The sequence below is a fragment of the Granulicella aggregans genome (genome assembly GCF_014203275.1).
Taxonomy (GTDB): Bacteria; Acidobacteriota; Terriglobia; order Terriglobales; family Acidobacteriaceae; genus Edaphobacter.
Genome location: NZ_JACHIP010000013.1, coordinates 23,371 through 42,560, shown reverse-complemented (window position 1 = coordinate 42,560; position 19,190 = coordinate 23,371). Strand labels below are relative to the sequence as shown.

Sequence of the window (19,190 nt, the reverse complement as noted above, 5' to 3'; positions counted from 1 at the left end):
TCGCAGGACAGCCACGCCCGATCTTGAACAAAATTGCAGATTGGCTCCTCTTACGCAATCGCTTCTCGGTAACGTCCCGGCGATATGCCGAACTGCCGTACGAATGCCCGCGTCATGTGGCTTTGGTCTGCGAATCCTGCCTGTAGAGCCGCTTCTGACAGAGTCTGACCGGCGGTTAGCAGTTGACGGACAAGGCGAATTCGCCTCTGGACGAGATACGCGTGCGGTGTTGCGCCCGTTTCTCGCGCAAACCCTCTTAGAAGCTGGAAGCGACTGATACCTGATAGAGCGGCAAGTTCCGCGAGAGATACAGGTATCTGCGGTGCAGAATCGATGCGCTCCATCGCTTTCGCAACGCACGGAGGGGTAAACACGCGCGGACGTTGTTCATCCATCGCATGCTGTCTCGCGATGTAAGTCAGTATCTGGACTAGCCTTCCCTCACGTTCGATGGGATCGGAGTTGCGATCCGTGACGCAAGAAAATAGACCGGAGAAGTGGTTGACAAGAACAGGATCGCGGACAACTGGAAGAACGATATCAACTGTCCGCGAAAACTCATCTTCAATCGCGTTCGCGAAGAGTGCCGGGGATAGATAGAGCATCCGCCAACCGCGCTTCTCGCCGTGCTGGGTATAGCCGTCATGCATCTCGCCCGGGTTCACCATGATGACATCGCCAGCCGATGCTTCCACATGCCCAATCGAACTCCACGATCGCTGTGCGCCAAAAGCCATGACACCAATCCCAAACTGATCATGGGAATGACGCGGAAACTGATGGTTGGAGAGAAGCGTCATCGCTTCGACACCGCAGACGGACGATCCATGTTGCTCCGCGCTGTGAAATCGGTTCACTCTGTTCATCGCAGTATCTTTTCTCCGCATAGAATCAGGACGACGGCCGGCCGTTAGTAGAACTGTAACTGTTTCGGAACCTATGGAACGGTCAAGGTGTAACGGGTTATGCTCAGTCTATGACTGCCACACCTCCTCATCGAAACGCATTGATCGTCGTTTCTCACCCCGATGATGCTAGCTTCTCCTTAGCGATTGCGCGACGGTCGGAGGCCGCGTTGCTGGCACTTGGATTTACCGCCCATTTCTGCGATCTGTATCGTGACAACTTCAATCCTCTATTGACCAGGGGAGAAGTGAGGGGATCTAAGACAGATGATCCCCTGACCCAACGATATCGAGACCTCCTCGCATCGGCAGAAGTGCTCGTGATCGTGCATTCAAATTGCTGGGGCTCACCTCCCGCCATGATGAAAGGTTGGATGGATCGCGTTTTCGCCGAGGGTTCGGCATATGCATTCGAGAAGTCGTCTGATTTGGGAGACGTTCCAAAAGGGCTACTTCGAGTGAATGCGGCGGTCGTGTTCAATACGAGCAATACAACCGAGGAACGCGAGAGGCTTGTATTCGGTGACCCTCTTGATCGCATTTGGAAAGACTGCCTCCTCTATTATTGTGGAGTAAAAAACGTGACCCGACATGTGTTCAGAATCATTGCAACGAGTTCGTTAGAGGATAGGAAACGCTGGCTTGACGAGGTAGATCACATCCTCTACGGCGCCACATCGAAATAGGTTTGATCCTGGACCCACACAGGTCAATTCGATACTATCCATGGTTGCCGTCACCATCGACGAAAGCGGCGAACCGCGCGAGTTGGTCTAGCAGAGAGTTGAGGATTCTCGCACGGACCCCGCCAGTTCATATTCAACGTGTAGCACTGAAGTGCTTAGGTCATGGTTCAAGACCAATCTCTTCAGTTCAAGCGAGCGGAGGCTGGCTGACAGTGCTTTCTTCGAGGCGGCTGGGATCCGCCACTTAAGTTTGCTGAGGCGGGCAGGCCTCTCGCAAAGAGTGCATAAGATCTGAACTGTCCACATGCCCTGTAGTAGTTCTACCCCTCGCACTATCTTTGCTTCGTAGGTGACCTCGGCTGTTTGCATCCTCATCCTCAATCCTTGCGGGCAGTTCGAGTTGGTCATTCGTTTTGTTCGAGCGGTGGCTCAGTGAATCGGGCATCCTCGATGGGGAGAGCTCAATGCGCAACCTAAGCGATCTCGGTGAGCTGCGTTCTCGTCCGCACCTGATTCTCGATCGCAATCGGGGTTACCTAAAGACAATCGATTCTCCGACCTCCCAAGGCAAATCTTCAAATCTCTAGAGCGTGAGCGGAACGCCGCTGCCGCTTAGGCTCGCCGGCAGTCCACTGGTCCATCTAGTTCACGAAGGTCTCAAAGTGAATTGGAAGCATGGCAGAAGCGTGAAGAAGATTGGCCACCTCGATTGCTTGTTCCGGATTCATGTGGTGCGGCAGCATCTCTTCGGCCGGGACGATCGGGCAAATCGGCATGATTGCTAGATCGATCGGCCCGAAACGCGTAAAGGCGTTCGAGAGGATATCAGCTCGATAGGCGGTGACGCCCGGGAAATACACCTTCATGCCGTGGTACTCGATCAGGTAACCCGCAAAGGAGTCCGGGTGGGACCTAGCATCTCCAACGAACCTTCCGCCATCGTGAATCACTGGCACGACGATCCCTAAACCCGAAGATTCGCGGACCTGCCATGCCTGAAGTTCCGTCACGGAAAATGTCGTTGTCGGTAAATCTGTCTTGACACCGGAAGGGACGATGACTGATGAGACGCGACCACCCAGAAGCTTGTGACTTGCGGGTGACAGATGATCCATATGCCGATGTGAGATCAAGACCGCAGTAAGTGGCAAAATTCTTTGAATATCCATACCCACTTCGACAATGCGCTTTGAGGATCCGCCGATGGTCTCCGTGAGAATTGGATCCGTGAGGATGAAAACGTCGTCCATCTGTAACGGGACAGTCGCGTGACCGATCCATGTTGCGGAGAGGCGTGAGCCATCGGGGACATCGGACCGATCCAATTTATGAACCGTCTTGGGCGTTCTAAATAGAACAGACACCTTTCGGACACTGATTTGCAGGAATGTGCATCCCTGAATGAGCGAGCTACTGCCAAGGCAAAAAGTATCGATAAGGTCTGATAACACCTGCGTGATCGACTTTGCATTCCCAAGCGCATTTCCTTTTCTCGGTCCTTTGTCTGGCCCCAGGCGCGCTAGAGCAACTCGCGCATTCTTCTGTTAGGATTGTCAGAAGATGCTATGTCAACAATGATTACATTACTCTACGTGAGAATAGCATGAGATGAAAACTCGCAAAACGCCGGATGAGATCTTAAAGACAGGAGCCAAACCGGCCACTTCTTATCACCACGGAAATCTAGAACGTGGCCTTATTGACCGCGCCACCGAGGTCATTGCGAACCAGGGAGTGGAGCATCTGACGCTGAGGCTATTAGGAGAAGAACTCGGCGTTTCCCGCTCAGCCCTCTATCGACACTTTCCCGATAAGCAGACGCTGTTGGTTCGAGTTGCAGAGGAAGGCTTTGTTCGGTTCGGTGATGCGTTGGACGCGGCCCGTGCTTCCAAGAGCGCAGAGGACGTGTTTGTCCGAATGGGGCGCGCGTACTTCGATTTTGCGCGACAGAACCCAGGACATTATCGCGTTATGTTCGATACTACCGTGCTCAAGAAGGCAAACTCAGCCAAGGTGCACGCTGCTGCGAAGCGCCCGCTCGCCTGCTTGGTCGACGAGGTGGTCAAGGATACTCCGGAAACAGATAAGGATCGCGCAACTCTCATCGAAACGCGCGTATCTGGCTTGTGGTCACTGCTACATGGGTATTCCATGCTTGCCATCAACGGACACCTGGCCGGAACGAGTTCGAGCGTCGCGAAGTCGATGGTCGCTTCCGTCCTTTATCTCTTACAAGGGCAAAGAAGCTCTCGATAATCAAACGTTAGATTCGACCGAATCTGTTTTCGCTTCTTCAGCTCCTTCGACTTTGCTGAAATGCCTTCGGATCAAAGCAGCTGCCTCCACCCAAAGAGACTTTGAAGCACCCTCGATTACCGGGCCATAGCGCTGCATCACTTGCTCTTGGGTGATGTTGTTTCGTGTCCATGTCCCTCCATCCGTAAGAGTGTTGAGAAGCAAAGGCTGTAACCGATCCAGCGCTTTGGCGAACTGTGCGTTCGGCGTTTCATTTGCCTCGAATTCTTCCCACAAAGAGAGTAGGTGCGTTGCCTGAGGTTCCGGTAGTAAACCAAATATCCGTCTCGCAGCGTCACGTTCCTTGATGTTAACCACGCCGATGTCCCTGCCGGGATCATGTAGTGGCGTGTCACCAGCATCGATTTCGACTATGTCGTGCACCAGTAGCAACGTCGCGACGGCCAACGGGTCAACACCATCGGCATGCTCAGAAAGGACTATCGCGAAGATCGCGAGATGCCAAGAGTGCTCTGCGGAATTCTCATACCGGGTGCGATTGATTAGTGGAGACTGTCTGATGACTGATTTGAGTTGATCCAACTCGGCAAGAAAGGCAAATTGCTTTCGTATTTTTGAAGCGGCATCCATCGTCACTAGTTCCTCCCCGGAGCATAAGATTCCCGGGCTGCTCAAGTTCCGCCTATGAGCATACCTTTTCGACAGGCTCGCAGTCGGCGGGACACAATCTTTCGAAGGCATCTCTCACAGCTCTTGATGCTTCCATACACATGTTGACACTGATGACATTGTATGTGATCGTTGTTCACATGCATGGGGAGGCTATTGCTGATGAGACTGCGGCGGTGGAAAGAAAATCACCTGAGGATTTCACTCACTGGGATCATGATGATTGGTATTGGCTCCGCCACGTGTTTTGCACAGATATTTCAGACGGCTACGGCACTCAACAGCAACAGCGGTGAAACGCTCCCGGACGCGCCCGGCGCCTCGTCGCAGACTGACGTTTCGTCTGCAAGTCCGCGCACTCCACCCGCGGCAACAACGCCCGATGGATTTCCAAGCAGAAGTGCGCGTGGCAAGCGTTACCTCTACGAACTTGTGGGCCCCGGAGCGTTCATCGGGCCTGCAATCATCACGACAATCGATCAGGTTCGCGGGTTGAATGTTGGCTATCCGAACGATGGCTATCCTTACCCAGGGTACAAGGGCCCCGAAAAGCATCCGACACATGGTGCTCCACCGGAGTGGGGCCAGGGAATGGGCGGATTTAGTAAGCGATACGCTTCGAATTTCGGGATGGGCATGATTGGAACCACAACGCGCTACGGTCTGGGCGAGTTGCTACGCCAAGACGTTGCCTATCATCCCTGCACCTGTACAGGTGTGATGCCCCGCACTGTCCACGCCGTCACACAGTCTTTCGTTGCCCACACGCGAAGCGGTAAGGCTGTACTGTCTGTTCCGGCGATCGTCGCACCCTTTGTGGCAGCTGAGAGCGGAGTGGCGGGCTGGTATCCCTCACGCTTCTCCGTGAGCGACTCGTTACGGATCAGCGGCAACTTCTACATCGGACTGCCCATTGGCAATCTGATCGGGGAATTCACAGGCAAGTAGACGCAGTGAGATAGCGACAACCGTGAAAGTGGAGTACACATGGAAGCTTTGTACAAAATCAACAAACAAGAAACTCGCATAAAACAGTGCCTGGCCGGAGCGTTTCGTGCGTCCCCTGCGCTATGCATCGTGACCGCGATTATGATCCTCGACGTCGCCGGTACGACGTTCGGCTTAGCGACAGATCACACCGTGATCACGGGGACGCCCGCGTGGGTGAAGCCGTTGAAATTCGGGGTGTCTAGCGGGATCTACTCGGCATCGCTCGCTGTTGTCATACGCGAGACGAAGATATGGACAGCGGCTCTGAAGATCGTCGACTTCGCGACGGCTGCCGCTCTCGTCCTTGAAGTTGCGCTCATCAACTTGCAAGCCTTCCGACACACCACCAGCCACTTCAACAACTCGACGCCGTTTGACCGGAACGTGTTCTTGGTCATGGCCATTGGGATCGCGATTCTTTGGCTCTCAGCCGTCCTTGTGACCTCAGCGACAATGCGCTATCAATATTCCTCTGCGCTCTGGGGCATTGTGGCTCGGGTCGGGATGGCCCTGGTCGTTCTCGGCGCTGGGACCGGTGCGTTTATGGTTCCCCCTTCGCCATCGCAGATAGCAGTGGCCCAAGTCACACACCGTATGCCCATCTCTGGCTCCCATACTGTCGGTGCGCCTGACGGCGGTCCGGGACTGCCGGTCCTGGGATGGAGCATGGAGCACGGAGACATACGAATCGCTCACTTCGTGGGTATCCATGGACTCCAGGGACTCGGCCTACTGGCTCTGTTGTTTAACGTGACCAAGGTGGATCTCCGAAAAGCTGAGGTTTTGATTCGGCTGGGGGCTGGCATTTACAGTGGCCTTTTCTTTCTGCTCCTGTATCAAGCGCTGAAAGGCGAGCCGCTTCTTCACCCGGACCACTTCGTCAAATCCATCTTTGCTGTCCTCTTCGTGGCTGCGATTGCGCTCAGCGTTGCTGCGATGAATTCTGTAGGAACAGCACAGCCAATGATGTACCCCAGATCGGAGGCGAGACATGAGTCCTGACTTCCTATTTACGTTATGTGGCGATCTCGCCGTTCTTGGGTGGCTCCTGCTAGTCTTCTTGGGTCGGGTTCGCGTCGTTGCCGGCTTGGTCGCTGGGTTCGTCTTTCCGGCGCTTATCGGAATTGTTTACGGCTGCGTTATCGTTCTTCATTGGCATGAGAGAACGGGCGGCTTCGGCTCTCTCAGTCAGGTGCATGGGCTCTTTGAGAATCGTTGGCTTCTGCTGGGCGGTTGGGTGCATTATCTGGCATTCGATCTCTTCATTGGCGCATGGGAAGCACGCGACGCAACGATGCGACAGATCTCCCACTTTCTAGTGGTGCCCTGCCTAATACTCACATTCCTCTTCGGGCCGATCGGTTTGCTCCTCTATCTCACACTGCGCGCCATTCTCGGTAAGAGCGTCAATCCTTCCGTGACGTCAAGCTCGCAATATCTCGCGTGACGTTCCACTTTCTTGAATCACCCTGGCACGCAAACGGGCAGGCCCGCCGTCGTGGCAGAGACAGGAGCGAAATGATTACATCTTCATTAGAATCACGTCCTACCCGACCCCTTGCATTGGTCACAGGAGCAAGCAGCGGAATCGGTCTTGCCTTTGCCCATGTGTTGGCGGAACACGGTTATGATCTCGTTCTCACAGCTCGCGACGCAATCAGTCTTGCATCATTAGCCACCGAGCTTCGCGAAAGGTACGACGTGATCGCCGTTTACATCGTCTCCGATCTCTCCGAGCCTTCAGGAGCGGAAGAGCTTTACGGAGAGGTCAAGAGGTGTGGCTTGGTCATCGAGGTTCTGATCAACAACGCCGGTTTCAACTATTATGGCCCCTTCGCGGATGTAGAGCTTTCCACGACCTTGGCCATGATTCAGGTGAACCTCTCCAGCCTCGTGATTCTCACGCAACTGGTTCTTCGCGACATGGTGGGCAGAGGGAAGGGGAAGATCCTGAACATCGGGTCCACGGCTGGGTTCGGGCCTGCGCCTTACGTTGCCGTTTATGCAGCCACAAAGGCCTTCGTCCTCAGCTTTTCGGAATCCCTCTCCGCTGAGATTCGGGGAACAGGTGTGACCGTCGGGGTTCTCTGCCCTGGGCCAACAGAATCCGGCTTCGCAGATCGGGCAGGCATGCTCCAGACCAAGGTCTTCCACGGTAACTTGATGACCGCAAAGCAAGTCGCAGAGTTGGGATACCAGGCCATGATGCGCGGGCAAATGACTACCATTACCGGATTCAAGAACTGGTTCCAGGTATGGTCGATGCGGTTTGCTCCCCGATCGATTGTGGTCAGGATCGCCGAGAGCCTACTGGCGCTGCCCAAGGCGACCGCACGTTCATCACAATAGGCTCGTTCACCGAGCAGCCGCTCCTTCATCAAAGGACCATTTCAAGTTATGGAAATATAAGACGAGCATGCAACAGGACGATCACTGCAGACCAGAATTCTACTTCTTTGTGGAGCAACAGGCCCTCTTCTATTCGTGGCGCGTTTCTCATCGCGGGGACGATCCGTCCGAATTACAACCAGTGGCGAACCACGATTAGCACACTGAGTTTGGGCGACGGAGGATGGGTACAGATTGGAAATTTCTGCCTGTTCGGTGCATCGACGCTGTGCATTGCGATCGCACTGAAGCGGCTGATGCGGAACGGCCCAGGCTCACGATGGGGACCTCATCTGCTCATCATCATTGGAGTCGGGCTTATCCTGGCGGGCCCATTCGTGACCGATCCCATTCTTGGTTACCCGCCAACTCTCCCCAGCAATGGATCGCCTAGTCTTCATGGAACGGTTCATAACATTGCCTCGTTGATCGTCTTCATCGCCCTTCCCGCTCTGTCTTTTGTGATGGCCCGCCGCTTCGCCCGCGATTCTGCGCAGGGCTGGGCAGTGTACTCAATCGCTTCCGGTATTTTGATTATCGTTCTGGTTGTGTGGTTCTTCGCCGCCGTCGGTGCAGCAACCCGCCATCCCGACGGCGGAGGCGTGCCACCTGGTCTCCTGGAGCGGCTGTTCAGCATCGCCGGTTGCTGCTGGCTCTCTCTCATTGCATTCAGATTGTTGAAGCAAGAGCGATTGGAAGGTAAATGATCAGGTGATGGCGAGAGTATTCTGACTGAAGGAAGATATGTTTAGAATTCAAATCCTAATTCTGACGCTCGCACTGTCATCAACTCTCGCGACAGCTCAAGCTCCACATCCATCTGATGGGCCTGCCAAGCTGACATCATGTCATGCAGAACCGCCGACAATTAAAGAGTCTCCGGTCGCAGATCGCATCCTCAGTGGGTACGGCTCAGGTGGATTTGTTATCAAGACTAGAAGCCGGGATGCACAGCTGTATTTCGACAACGGAATGCAACTTGGACATGCCTTTGCCCACAAGTCGGCTGTAGCCGCATTCCGAAGAGCAGAGCAGATCGATCCGGGTTGTGCAATGTGTGTATGGGGCGAAGCTTGGGCGCGAGGTCCGTCGATCAACTTCACGATCGACAAGGAACGTCAGCACGAGCTGGACATATTGGCGGCCAAAGCAGCTGCTTTATCCGCGAACAATGCGCCGATTGAGCGAGAGCTTATTGCAGCGATGCAGAAACGTTACAGGGATGGCGGCGGAAAAGGACCGGGCGACGCCGCATACGCTCTGGCAATGGATGCTGTCTACCGTCGCCACCCTCTCGACAACGAGATTGCGATCCTGGCTGCGGACGCCTGGATGATACCTGCGGCTCAAGAAGACACGCGGGAACACCTCGATCGCGCCATCCAAATCTTGGAGTCAGTGCTGAGAAGGTCTCCGAATGACACGGGAGCCATCCATTTCTATATACACGCAACGGAAATGGATGGTGTAGGAGCAGAAGCACTACCTTATGCCGAAAGACTTCAGGCTCTCACTCCGGCGGCGAGTCACCTCGTTCATATGCCGTCGCATGTGTACTTCTGGCTGGGCCGGTATAAAGAGGCAGAGCAGGCGAATCTTGATGCGGTCAAAATCGACAATGCGAATGCGCTCAGCTTAAACCCCAAAGGCGGTGTCTTTGCCATCCCGTATCACGATCACAGCGTTCTGTACGGACAAGCCGCGGCCCTGATGGACGGCGATGCGCACGGCGGGCTCCTGCTCGCTGGGTCGGAGCTGCAACAACTCCCCACGATGCAACCCGGCAATTTCTTTCAACAGTTTGGACTTGCCACGGCCTACGAAGTCTACGGGCGCTATGGCTCTGCTAAGGAGATCGAATGGCTCATTGATCCCGGGCCGGCGATGCCTTACGCCCGAGCCATGTGGCACTACGCAAGAGGTGAATTCGCGGCGCGCTCGTCAGATGTGTCTTCGCTGAACAGGGAGATTGCTGCGGTCCAGATCTCAGCGGAGGAAGCAGGAAGGCTAAAGGACTCATCCCCTGAGGCACAAGCTCTCATTGCCATTGCGAGACTGGTCTTAACTGGACGGTTGGCGATGATCGAACAACGATGGAGCGATGCCGAGGCGGCTTACCGCGCCGCGGCCGGGATACAAGAAGAGAAACTCTCTGCGTTCACAGACCCACCTGCGTGGTGGTATCCGATCCGAAGGAGCGTCGCTGCCGCCCTTCTCGCTGGAGGCGACCCGCGTGCGTCGAAGGTTGAAGTTCAGCAGGCTCTCCTGCATTGGTCCTCTGATCCTTTGAGTTTGGAGCTATTGGCCGAAAGCGAGAAGGCCTTAGGGCGTTGTGAGGATGCAGAGAAGCAAGACGCTGCTGCCCGGCAGAACTGGCTTGGGGACATAAGATCCTTAAACCCTGCGCTCTTTTAGGAGAACGACGGAACATGTCCAAACACATCGGCATCGTCTAAGTCTGGTCGACCGAAAGATTACGAAAATAACAGAGTATTCGCACTGCCCCTGGGTAATCCGGCTTGAGAAGAACGACCAACAGCATGACTTAGACCTGTAGGGACATCGGTCAAACGTGATCCATTACGCTGCCGACGTCCGATGGTTCGCAAACGCTCCGAGCTCTGATCTCTTTTCTTCGAAATTGTTCTCTCTGATCCTTTTTCTCGGCGGCTAACTACCAGCCATTTTCTTAGCTCGCGAAAGGCGAGTTTAAAGACGTCTTCGGATAAAAACTTGGGCGACCAATGCCCCACACCGTGCCAATTGCAATGCGTGCGGCCCGAGTCCGTGTCCGGAGCGACCAGGCCCGAGTCCTTCAACTCCAAAGGGCGTCTGTGAACGAGGGCTTCTACCCTCAGGCCGTTGGCTAAGAGAGACTGGACTACCAACCTTCCGAGACGGCCGCTCGCTCCAAGTACCGCCACAGATCCAATGTTCTGAGCGTTCATCTTTTCAATCCCCCGGCTTTTGTGTGCTAGCTGGTGCAAACCCAGGGAAATAGCATTTTTGGCGCTGGCGACCAAATTCGGATTTGATGGGCTGCTGTCCCTTGATCCCTAACGTTTGATCGAGTAACGAGTTTGGACAACACCACCACCGAGGTCGATCATTTCGAGTAGCTCTCCGACTTGATGTTTCCCTGCAGGGAGATGGATGTTCAGACCTGCGCCTTCGATCACTGGTGTATGGTTTAGCACGAGCTCATCAACCAAACCTTGTGCGAGGAATGCATTGTGCAATTTCTCGCCGCCCGACAGCAGCGCCGAAGTGTACCCTCGCTGTTCGAGCAGTTCAAGTGCTTCGGAAGGACTGGATACGACATGAACCCCCTCTATCGCTGGAGAGTTGGTAGACACAACCACAATATCTAATGACGCAAAAGCTGGATTGGGGCCGCGTGCAGCGAAGCCTTCAAATGTAGAGCGGCCCACAATGAAGTTGCCTGCCACTCTCGCATGCCTCTCAAAGTCTTGGAAGGCTTGCGGGCGCGGTGGATTCTCTGGAGTCGAGCGTGAGTAGTTGCCATTGGCACTGAGAGTGGCCCATAGAGTTACCTTCATTGATGTCTCCTTCTAGTATTGGGTGGAGGGTACGTGAACAGCGTTTCAGCCGAGAAAGTGAGATTCCCGTTCAATGGTTATCGAGGCGTCCTTTGGATCACGCTGAGGATGGCAGCAACCACTCGATCGGGCCGATCCTCTTGGACATAATGAGAGGCATCGTCTAGAACTTCTGTCCGATGGGACCGCAGATGCGATTGCCAACGGCGCATCTCGACCGGCCTGAAACCAGGCTCGTCTTTAGCGCCCCAGAGGATTTGGGTCGGTTTGTCTGAAAGAAGATGCAAGCGGCTCTCAATCGCTCGGAGCCAATCACGCGACAAACGAATTTGCCGAGGGAAGACCCAAGTCGGCAGACGCGATGCCGGCGTTGGGAAAGGTTCCGTGTAAGCCTTTTGCAATTCGTCAGTGATCTTTTCTTTGTGAAAGATGCCCTGCGGAACGATCTTGCGAGCAAACAGATTCAATCTCGTTTGGAGCATATATCCCAAAGGCCAACTGCCCATCACCAAGGAGAACAACTTCTGCGGGATCGATGCCTCCCAAGCCCAGCTATTCATCACCACAAGTCCGCGAACGTTCGCGCTGTTCTGAATGGCGTAGCTCATTCCGATTGGACCACCCCAATCCTGGACTACGAGAATGATGTCTTCGAGGTCGAGCCTCTCAATCAGATCTTTCACGACGGAAGCATGACTGCTCGGCGAGAAGTCGAAGTCCGACGGAGCGTTTGAAAGGCCGAAGCCAAAGTAGTCGGGTGCGATGAGTCGGCATGACCCCTGCAATTCCTTAATGACATTGCGGTAGAGGAAAGACCACGTAGGGTTGCCGTGAAGCAGCAAAATGGTTGGCCCGCTACCCTCATCGACGTAGTGCATGAAACCGTCCCGGTAGGGAAACCAATGGTCCTCAAACGGGTATTCCAAAAGACTGACAGGAAAACGACGATTTGGAGAGAGGGGCATAGTAGGCACTACCCTACCAATTTGGTAGGTAGTAGTCAACTATCTCTGATATCCTTGTCTCGAATGAAAGACTTTAATGACTCTACGAGAAAGGTTTCGTTGCCGGAGCGCGTCCTGCGCTTACCGGTCTACCTCATGTTGGCTTTGACTCGCGAAGGTTATAAACATGCCATCCGTAGTGGCATCGAGTTGAGGATGCCACACTATGTGGTTCTCGCGATATTGGCCGAGTTGGAGCCGTGCAGCCAGAAGCAAATCTCCAAATACATCGCCCTCGACAAGAGCGATGTAACAAAGCTGATGAATGAGCTTGAGTCGATGAGTCTTGTGCAGAGGGTTGAAGACCGCCAAGATCGACGAAGACACAGTGTCCGATTGACAGCGAAAGGAAAGCGGCAACTTGAGTTTAGCGACCGCGAATTGAACAGTTCAATGCGCGACTTCTTGTCTGCTTTGTCAGATGCAGAGTATCAACAACTCCAGCAGCTTCTTCTGAAGGCTCTCCGTGGGCATGATGAACGCTTTGGCATAGCTGGCATATAGTCCGCCGAAATTGTTTCAGCGGGAAGTGGCACCGGATCCCTCATTTACCTATGCGGAGGCTCCCGTTTTGCGCGCTAGACACCAATGAGGGTTGTAATGAGGCCCTGTTTGACTGTCTTGCGAACTTGGGGACCTGCCTCGTCTTTCAGAAGACATCGATCTGGTTTATCTGCCGATTGAGGACTGAGAGACGTCACCTATCGGAATGCGATCTGCGATAAGTCGTATTGCCCGGAAGATTGGTAAAGCGATCCCAGACAGCGTGCTCACCGACACCGCTAACGCGGGCGTAACCGTCGTCCTTGTTCGTCAAGGAAACGCTCAAATCAAGATCGAAGTCACTACCGTGCTTCGTGGCACTGTCCAACCCACGGAGTTGAAACACTCAGGTCCATCGTAGAAGAGCGAGCTGATGGCTGCTCGTTGAGGTCAATAGGAGATCGATTACGAGAAGCGTACCTTTTATTATCACAGCTCGCTAAGACCCCGTTCCACCATGACCACCAGCCGCTCGCCTAGTTCCAGCACCAACTCCCTTGGCATCGTGTGCAGCGGTCCTTCCAGTGCCAAGAGTGCCAGCCCGTGAACCGCCGACCACGCGAGATACTCCGCGTTTTGGCGAAGTTTCTTACCAAGTAAGCCGCTCTCCTGCATGCGATCCAGAACCAATGAAAGCAGCTGGAATGGATTCATCTCCATGGCCGCAGTGTTCGCCGGATCGGTAGATTGCACCAGAGGCGGAACTGAGAAAGCCGTCCGAAACATCCCGGGCTCTTTCATTGCGAAGCCCAGATATCCTATCCCAACCGCGCGCAGGCTTTTCCGTGCGAAAGTCTGCGGATCGCGTCCCGGCCGGCATTTCTTCATCTCATCTTCAATCGCCGCGGCGAGCCGTGAAAGACAAGCCGACCGAACCGCACCCAGCAGTTCAGCCTGGCCAGCAAAGTGCCTGTAAGCCGCGTTTGGAGAGACACCCGCCTGGCGTGTCGCCTCTCGCAGTGTGACTGCATTGGGGCCTCCAGCACGAGCCATATCGAGTCCCGCCATCACAAGGGCGTTGCTCAGATCTCCGTGGCGAAAGGTCTTGCGCTTCTCGATGGAAACCTCCCTCTTCATCGTCTGCTAAAGAAGAGTGTACCGCGCGTAGCCTTGATGTGGACAGCATCCACTTATCGGTGTTAGTTTATGTAGACGGCGTCCACTTTAGAGCCATAGCTCGCAGACGGAGGGTACGAAATGGCAGACGGTTTCATATGGTACGAGCTTGTCACCAGAGACGTGGACAAGGCAGTCAGCTTTTACAGGAAAGTAGTCGGCTGGGACGTCAAAGACTCCGGCACGCCGGGCATGAAGTACATGCTCTTCGGTAAGGACGGCAAAGATGTCGGTGGAATCATGACCTGGCCGGGCACTGGCACGCCTGATCTTCCGACACAGTGGATGGGCCACATCCACACGGCGAAGCTCGACGAAGAGTTGAAGGCTGTAACAGCCGACGGCGGGACGATCGTGAAGCCCACTCAGGATATCCCGGGCGTCGGACGGTTCGCCATCGTGCTGGACCCACAAAAGGCTAAATATCTGCTCTTCGAACCCGGCAAGCAGGATGCCCGGCCTCGTCTCGATCAAATGGCATTGGGAAATGTGGGATGGCACGAGTTGCTTACCGACGATTCAGCGGCGGCTTTTGACTACTACTCAGAGCATTACGGCTGGCAGAAAGACCGTGAGCACGACATGGGTGCCATGGGAATCTATCAGACTTTTAGGACCGACAGGCCCCTCTATTCCGGCGGAATGATGAACCGTAGCGGCGTCCAAATGCCCGCAGGTATCCCGTCACACTGGAAGTTCTATTTTATTGTCGACGATATCGAGGCAGCCCAGAAACGGGTGATCGAAGCAGGCGGCAAAGTAGTGGTCCCTCCGATGGACGTTCCTGGAGGCTCGCGAATCCTGCAGGCCATAGATGATCAGGATGGCCACTTTGCTTTGACACAAACGCCAGGACCGTAAGCACGATGTACTTCAACCCTGGCGAAGCCGTTCTTCACTCGGAGAAGAGCGGACGCCGGTGCGGTCGATGCCCTTACGCCCGCACCGTGTGGCATTATGCCCGGGGTGAATACGCCGCCCGATCCTTACATTCGGCACAATTGCCGAAGAGCTGCGCCCGAACCTGAGCCTATGAGCGCGTTCATACCCGTGCCAACCCTGACCGCGCCCAGTAAACCTACTCATTACACGGAAAGAGGAGTCTACTTTGTCTATCGCAAACGAGCTATTGAACGAATTCGAAGAGCAGGCACCGATCACGCGTCGCTTTCTCGAGCGCCTTCCGCAGGACAAACTGACCTGGAAACCACATGAGAAATCGCTGACCGCAGGGCAACTCGCGCACCACCTGGCCGTGGTTCCTGCAGGTGTCATCAGCGGAGCGCAAAAGAGCGAAGTGCCACCGCCCAACGTTAAGTTTCCACAACCTGAATCGGTCCGAGAGATTCTTGATGCGTTTGAGACTTCTATTGCCACCGTGCGCCGCACGATGCCAACGTTCGACGATGAAGCCATGCATGGTCTGTGGCGAATTGTCGACGGGAACAAAGAGCTGCTCGCTATTCCGAGACAGACTTTCCTCCGCAACATCATGCTCAACCATTGGTACCAGCACCGCGGACAGTTCAGCGTCTACCTGCGCATATTGGACGTGCCGGTGCCATCGTCGTGGGGACCGAGCGCGGACGAGCGCCCTGATTTCGCACGCCCGTAGTTTTCAACGTTGCTCTCTTGGGAGGAGTTAAGGACCGGCCGTGCCGGTTCGATGACCCCGTTAGGAGCGCGCATCGGGTGCCCGAATCTTCGAACAGAAGATGAGGGCTCCCGCGCTATACAAGTTAGGTCTGGGTATGTCGGCGTGTCGGAGCGATCTCCAAACGCGCTCGAGTTGAGAACGGTCACTATGGAGTGACCGGCGCGATGCGCTGACGTGGGTTAAGCTTTGATCGTCCGAAGGACGCACAGTTCACAGCCACAAGCGGAAGAAGCCGGTCATGAAGGAGAAGTTACGATTTCTAGGCATGTATGTCCATGCCGAAATGATTGCCGTGGCCACAGCCGAACCGGGTGGCGAGGTACGAAGTCTTGGCACCATTCCTAAGCGGATCGAGCGGATACGCAAGCTGATCAAGAAGCTTGGCCCAGTGGAGAAGTTGGGGGTCTGTTACGAGGCCGAGCCGACCGGCTATGTCCTTTGCTGGCAGTTGGCGGAGCTGGGTGTGCAATGCGAGGTGATCGCTCCGTCACTGGAGCCGGTGAAGGCTGGCGACCAGGTGAAGACCGATCGGCGCGACGCCGAGAAGCGCGCGCGGAGTTATCGATCCCGTGAACTGACGCCGGTTTGGGTTCCAGACAAGGGTTCTGAGGCACTACGCGATCTGGTGCGTGCGCGTGAAGCGGCCAAGCAGGATTAACTGCGAGCTCGACACCGGCTGGGTAAGTTTCTACTGCGTTCGGGTCTCCTGCAATTCAAAAATCCACTGCGACTGTCTTCCCGCCGCTGATGACAATGCCTATATGTTCTCCGGAACTGGCTATGTATTTTCCTGACAATACTGCACTGAAAGCGGCAGCCCTACCGGGCTCTGCTACGACCCGCAAACTGTTCCACAGTGTACGTTGTGCAGATCGAATTTCTTCCTCGCTGACGAGGACTACTTGCTTCACATAGTGGTTCGCAAGAGGAAACACATGCTCTCCCACTCGCTTCGGGGCGAGAGAGTCTGCAGCTATGCCGCCGACATCGGCGTCGACCGGGCCGCCCGCTTCAGGCGCTCTCGTCATTGTGGGCGAGAGTTCCGGTTCCACTCCAATCACTGCTGTCGTATTGCGGTTACCAATCGCCAATGCCCGCAATGAGACCCCGGCCTCCCACCGAAGCCAAAATCGTATCCAGTTGTGGCGATCGATGTTCAAACTCCTGCTCCAACGTTCCCTGACCGAGATGGTTTCTCTTTGGCCAAGGGCATGGACGGGCATCGCACCTGACTTGTGCCCAAACTCTTCTGAGGCCGCGAGTGCCTCTGCGTACGATTCGCCGGTGATCACAAGTTCGGATCAAAATTCGCGAATCCGATTTATCTTTGCCGGGGAAGAATGGTGTATGCGGCTTACTCATCGCGGAGAAGCTCGGAGTGAGTCAACCAGCAGCCAGCGAACACCTTAAGGTCTTGACTACGGTGGTCTTCTCCAGACCAAGCGAATCAAGCAGTGGACTTTGTACAAGCGCGACGAAGTGCGTATCACGGAAGTCAAACAGCTTGTCAGCAAGAATCTGTAGCGAGTTGGCGAGCGAATGAAGTGGGTTTGGGGTCAGCAGGATATCGATCTGATGGGAAGATCTTCCTGTGGGAACCGCCTCACGTGCTGGAGTATGCGTAGACTGTTACCCCGATGCCGGAGGTGCCCCCGGGGCAAAACTGCACCATTCGCCGCCGTGCCACTGACAAACGACAGAGACACCCTCCGCGGGAGGGTCCCGCTTCAATGCGCGGTTGAAATGATCTCTGGGTGAGCCTTGCGGACCCGTTGAGGCACAGATTCGCTGGAAGCGGCGCCGCCTACGTCGGAGATCACTCAAATGGTAACGGTTTGACATCTGGTTCTACCCACGTACGCCTTGCGCTAGGAGAAAACAGAGCCTCTTTCGACCAAAACTTAAAAATCCATTCACTTTTGCCAAATCGCGAAGCGACTAGTGAATTGGTCACTAGGTGAAGTGGCTTTCCCTTGTGGCATTCGACTACCGATTTCGCAGCAATCAAAGATGCCTTCGTAATCGTGTAATGAAAGCCACTGGAGTCGGTATTGTGGAAGCCAGTGGCTTCGTTATAAACGCTGATGAGCCGCGCAAGTTCTTCAAATGCTGCTTCTTCTGAGTAGATGGATAAGGCGCACACGGCGGAGGCAAGATGCGCAGCATGAGTCCACTTTTCGCGTGGAAGAGTTAGGTCAAGAAGTCCAGACATAATTTCGTAAATCTCATTTTCATTCGTGAATAGAAAGGGAATCATATCGGCCTCCATGTTTCGAACCGACAGGATTCAGCCGAAAAACATGAAACCCGCCGGTTGGCGGGTCTTGGGTATGCGGCTCAGTCCGGTGGCGGGTTAGACTCCCTACGCTGTACCTGAACGATGCGCAATACGCAAGACCACAGAAAGGCCTTGCTGTTGGCCAGCGTTGTGTGTGTACCGTGGCATGAGTACAAATTAGCAAATCGCACCGGGCTCCTGCAACTGCAAAATTCCGGAGCGGGACTCTAACGGAGGAATAGCCGAACTCCAAGATGATCCTGTCGGCTGCCTCTGGCTTCCGGGAGCTTAAGGGCGTGTGAGATTAAACCCAGCGGAATCGGCGACAAGTCGGAAGTACGAACTTACCGTAGCGCATGTCCTCGGCAAATTCCAAACGAGTTTCGGATCGGGATAAACGCATATGCAAGGCGAATTCATGGTTCTGGCGGCTCGCCACGTTGGTTGCGCTTAACACACATCTTGGGGCCGAGCGCGGGACGTAGTAGGCGTAAGTTGCGCGCGCACAGAAGATGATCGCGAGCTATTTGGGCGCGACCGCACACCGATCGCTGCTGCCGGTCACACGTTAGAAGCCTGTGAGAAGATCGCGGCGTTCGCCAGGTTGGTCGAATCCCAACTTCCGGTAGGTAATTAATTATTGCGCATGATGGCGACGCCACCGAGATAGGGATCAGGATTACACCGACATCATCCCTGAAAATGAGCACAGTGTCCTGGTGAATGATGCCGTCAAAGCAAAGCGCAACCATACACGTGATCGACTTCGAGGGAAGCCATTGGAGACATCTCCTGACAATTTGAGACTCGGGATAGTGAGGTACGACGGCATGAAGGTCGTTTTCTATGGAACCGCCTTTCGCTGCCCCTATCTCTTGCCAAAGGGCTTGACCTCGTTCCCGCTTGAAAGGGCTAACCCCGTAATCCAACGGCGTTTCCTTCGGCCACTCCCGTCTTTACTATGATCTGCCGGACCGTTATCCAGTCCGTTGGCTGCAATACTGAGCAGAAGTGCAGATTGTTCAAGATGATTCAGGAACGAAATAACGGGTGCGCGCACCGGTTCCGCCAACTCGTATTCGACGTGAAGGGCTGAAGTACCAAATCATGCCTGAGGACCAACTTCCTCGATTCAAGT

21 protein-coding genes are annotated in these 19,190 nt (G+C 54.7%); 12 read left to right on the top strand and 9 right to left on the bottom strand.

Going from position 1 to position 19,190, the window contains the following annotated elements:
- Positions 1–50: 50 nt before the first annotated feature.
- Positions 51–866: an AraC family transcriptional regulator gene (locus tag HDF16_RS24805; RefSeq protein WP_184222720.1), complete on the bottom strand. Its 816-nt coding sequence runs from the start codon at positions 864–866 to the stop codon at positions 51–53.
- A 140-nt stretch (positions 867–1,006) separates the two neighbouring features.
- On the opposite strand from HDF16_RS24805, the gene HDF16_RS24800 reads away from it, so the two are divergent.
- A complete protein-coding gene (locus tag HDF16_RS24800) occupies positions 1,007–1,591 on the top strand; it encodes an NAD(P)H-dependent oxidoreductase (protein ID WP_221313133.1) in 585 nt (194 codons plus the stop codon).
- Between the two features lie 87 nt (positions 1,592–1,678).
- Here HDF16_RS24800 and HDF16_RS32110 read toward each other — a convergent pair whose 3' ends face one another.
- A complete protein-coding gene (locus HDF16_RS32110; RefSeq protein ID WP_432432281.1) occupies positions 1,679–1,897 on the bottom strand; it encodes a winged helix-turn-helix transcriptional regulator in 219 nt (72 codons plus the stop codon).
- Positions 1,898–2,232: 335 nt separating this feature from the next.
- Positions 2,233–2,955, bottom strand: coding sequence for an MBL fold metallo-hydrolase (locus HDF16_RS24790; protein ID WP_348641422.1), 723 nt, complete (start codon positions 2,953–2,955; stop codon positions 2,233–2,235).
- Between the two features lie 244 nt (positions 2,956–3,199).
- Between HDF16_RS24790 and HDF16_RS24785 the strand changes: the two genes are divergently transcribed.
- A complete protein-coding gene (locus HDF16_RS24785; protein WP_184222712.1) occupies positions 3,200–3,847 on the top strand; it encodes a TetR/AcrR family transcriptional regulator in 648 nt (215 codons plus the stop codon).
- Here the strand turns inward: HDF16_RS24785 and HDF16_RS24780 are convergent, their stop codons facing one another.
- Entirely contained in the window at positions 3,848–4,477 is a 630-nt protein-coding gene (locus HDF16_RS24780; protein WP_184222757.1) for an HD domain-containing protein, read from the bottom strand.
- 201 nt (positions 4,478–4,678) lie between these two features.
- Between HDF16_RS24780 and HDF16_RS24775 the strand changes: the two genes are divergently transcribed.
- The 6 genes from HDF16_RS24775 to HDF16_RS24750 all read left to right on the top strand — a co-directional run bounded on the left by HDF16_RS24775 (position 4,679) and on the right by HDF16_RS24750 (position 10,309).
- Complete coding sequence (locus HDF16_RS24775; protein ID WP_221313129.1) at positions 4,679–5,464, top strand: hypothetical protein; 786 nt, start codon at positions 4,679–4,681, stop codon at positions 5,462–5,464.
- A gap of 39 nt (positions 5,465–5,503) precedes the next feature.
- On the top strand, positions 5,504–6,508 hold the full coding sequence (locus tag HDF16_RS24770; RefSeq protein ID WP_221313125.1) for a hypothetical protein: 1,005 nt from the start codon (positions 5,504–5,506) through the stop codon (positions 6,506–6,508).
- On the top strand, positions 6,498–6,953 hold the full coding sequence (locus HDF16_RS24765) for an ABA4-like family protein (RefSeq protein ID WP_184222706.1): 456 nt from the start codon (positions 6,498–6,500) through the stop codon (positions 6,951–6,953). The genes HDF16_RS24770 and HDF16_RS24765 overlap by 11 nt, the downstream gene beginning before the upstream one ends.
- Before the next feature lie 71 nt (positions 6,954–7,024).
- Positions 7,025–7,855 carry an SDR family NAD(P)-dependent oxidoreductase gene (locus HDF16_RS24760; protein ID WP_221313121.1) on the top strand — a complete coding sequence of 277 codons (831 nt, stop codon included), beginning with the start codon at positions 7,025–7,027 and terminating at the stop codon, positions 7,853–7,855.
- A 107-nt stretch (positions 7,856–7,962) separates the two neighbouring features.
- Positions 7,963–8,601 (top strand): DUF998 domain-containing protein, encoded by a 639-nt coding sequence (locus HDF16_RS24755; protein WP_184222702.1) that lies wholly within the window; start codon positions 7,963–7,965, stop codon positions 8,599–8,601.
- A 37-nt stretch (positions 8,602–8,638) separates the two neighbouring features.
- Positions 8,639–10,309, top strand: coding sequence for a tetratricopeptide repeat protein (locus tag HDF16_RS24750; protein WP_221313119.1), 1,671 nt, complete (start codon positions 8,639–8,641; stop codon positions 10,307–10,309).
- A 641-nt stretch (positions 10,310–10,950) separates the two neighbouring features.
- Here HDF16_RS24750 and HDF16_RS24745 read toward each other — a convergent pair.
- Both HDF16_RS24745 and HDF16_RS24740 read right to left on the bottom strand, forming a co-directional pair.
- Positions 10,951–11,454, bottom strand: coding sequence for a dihydrofolate reductase family protein (locus HDF16_RS24745; RefSeq protein ID WP_184222698.1), 504 nt, complete (start codon positions 11,452–11,454; stop codon positions 10,951–10,953).
- Between the two features lie 77 nt (positions 11,455–11,531).
- Entirely contained in the window at positions 11,532–12,332 is an 801-nt protein-coding gene (locus HDF16_RS24740; protein ID WP_221313116.1) for an alpha/beta fold hydrolase, read from the bottom strand.
- Between the two features lie 150 nt (positions 12,333–12,482).
- Here HDF16_RS24740 and HDF16_RS24735 point away from each other — a divergent pair, with 150 nt between their 5' ends.
- On the top strand, positions 12,483–12,962 hold the full coding sequence (locus HDF16_RS24735) for a MarR family winged helix-turn-helix transcriptional regulator (RefSeq protein ID WP_184222695.1): 480 nt from the start codon (positions 12,483–12,485) through the stop codon (positions 12,960–12,962).
- 468 nt (positions 12,963–13,430) lie between these two features.
- On the opposite strand, the gene HDF16_RS24730 is transcribed toward HDF16_RS24735, so the two are convergent.
- The gene (locus HDF16_RS24730; RefSeq protein WP_184222693.1) at positions 13,431–14,078 is read right to left on the bottom strand and encodes a TetR/AcrR family transcriptional regulator; all 648 of its coding nucleotides are present in this window, start codon (positions 14,076–14,078) and stop codon (positions 13,431–13,433) included.
- A 120-nt stretch (positions 14,079–14,198) separates the two neighbouring features.
- Here HDF16_RS24730 and HDF16_RS24725 point away from each other — a divergent pair, with 120 nt between their 5' ends.
- The 3 genes from HDF16_RS24725 (at position 14,199) to HDF16_RS24715 (ending at position 16,432) form a co-directional block, all read left to right on the top strand.
- Entirely contained in the window at positions 14,199–14,978 is a 780-nt protein-coding gene (locus HDF16_RS24725; protein WP_184222691.1) for a VOC family protein, read from the top strand.
- A 247-nt stretch (positions 14,979–15,225) separates the two neighbouring features.
- Positions 15,226–15,732: a DinB family protein gene (locus HDF16_RS24720; RefSeq protein ID WP_184222689.1), complete on the top strand. Its 507-nt coding sequence runs from the start codon at positions 15,226–15,228 to the stop codon at positions 15,730–15,732.
- A gap of 280 nt (positions 15,733–16,012) precedes the next feature.
- Positions 16,013–16,432 (top strand): IS110 family transposase, encoded by a 420-nt coding sequence (locus HDF16_RS24715; protein ID WP_246410008.1) that lies wholly within the window; start codon positions 16,013–16,015, stop codon positions 16,430–16,432.
- A 55-nt stretch (positions 16,433–16,487) separates the two neighbouring features.
- Here HDF16_RS24715 and HDF16_RS24710 read toward each other — a convergent pair whose 3' ends face one another.
- Together HDF16_RS24710 and HDF16_RS24700 are read right to left on the bottom strand one after the other, a co-directional pair.
- The gene (locus HDF16_RS24710) at positions 16,488–16,934 is read right to left on the bottom strand and encodes a pyridoxal-phosphate dependent enzyme (protein ID WP_184222687.1); all 447 of its coding nucleotides are present in this window, start codon (positions 16,932–16,934) and stop codon (positions 16,488–16,490) included.
- 656 nt (positions 16,935–17,590) lie between these two features.
- Positions 17,591–18,031 (bottom strand): hypothetical protein, encoded by a 441-nt coding sequence (locus HDF16_RS24700; protein WP_184222685.1) that lies wholly within the window; start codon positions 18,029–18,031, stop codon positions 17,591–17,593.
- Positions 18,032–19,190 lie beyond the last annotated feature (1,159 nt).

Excerpts from the sequence above, each read along its gene's own strand:
- HDF16_RS24700 (WP_184222685.1), bottom strand. The coding sequence starts at position 18,031 with ATGATTCCCTTTCTATTCACGAATGAAAATGAGATTTACGAAATTATG.
- HDF16_RS32110 (WP_432432281.1), bottom strand. The coding sequence starts at position 1,897 with ATGTGGACAGTTCAGATCTTATGCACTCTTTGCGAGAGGCCTGCCCGC.
- HDF16_RS24730 (WP_184222693.1), bottom strand. The coding sequence starts at position 14,078 with ATGAAGAGGGAGGTTTCCATCGAGAAGCGCAAGACCTTTCGCCACGGA.
- HDF16_RS24750 (WP_221313119.1), top strand. The coding sequence starts at position 8,639 with ATGTTTAGAATTCAAATCCTAATTCTGACGCTCGCACTGTCATCAACT.
- HDF16_RS24770 (WP_221313125.1), top strand. The coding sequence starts at position 5,504 with ATGGAAGCTTTGTACAAAATCAACAAACAAGAAACTCGCATAAAACAG.
- HDF16_RS24765 (WP_184222706.1), top strand. The coding sequence starts at position 6,498 with ATGAGTCCTGACTTCCTATTTACGTTATGTGGCGATCTCGCCGTTCTT.
- HDF16_RS24725 (WP_184222691.1), top strand. The coding sequence starts at position 14,199 with ATGGCAGACGGTTTCATATGGTACGAGCTTGTCACCAGAGACGTGGAC.
- HDF16_RS24760 (WP_221313121.1), top strand. The coding sequence starts at position 7,025 with ATGATTACATCTTCATTAGAATCACGTCCTACCCGACCCCTTGCATTG.
- HDF16_RS24785 (WP_184222712.1), top strand. The coding sequence starts at position 3,200 with ATGAAAACTCGCAAAACGCCGGATGAGATCTTAAAGACAGGAGCCAAA.
- HDF16_RS24740 (WP_221313116.1), bottom strand. The coding sequence starts at position 12,332 with ATGCACTACGTCGATGAGGGTAGCGGGCCAACCATTTTGCTGCTTCAC.
- HDF16_RS24745 (WP_184222698.1), bottom strand. The coding sequence starts at position 11,454 with ATGAAGGTAACTCTATGGGCCACTCTCAGTGCCAATGGCAACTACTCA.
- HDF16_RS24780 (WP_184222757.1), bottom strand. The coding sequence starts at position 4,477 with ATGGATGCCGCTTCAAAAATACGAAAGCAATTTGCCTTTCTTGCCGAG.
- HDF16_RS24715 (WP_246410008.1), top strand. The coding sequence starts at position 16,013 with ATGAAGGAGAAGTTACGATTTCTAGGCATGTATGTCCATGCCGAAATG.
- HDF16_RS24735 (WP_184222695.1), top strand. The coding sequence starts at position 12,483 with ATGAAAGACTTTAATGACTCTACGAGAAAGGTTTCGTTGCCGGAGCGC.
- HDF16_RS24805 (WP_184222720.1), bottom strand. The coding sequence starts at position 866 with ATGAACAGAGTGAACCGATTTCACAGCGCGGAGCAACATGGATCGTCC.
- HDF16_RS24775 (WP_221313129.1), top strand. The coding sequence starts at position 4,679 with ATGAGACTGCGGCGGTGGAAAGAAAATCACCTGAGGATTTCACTCACT.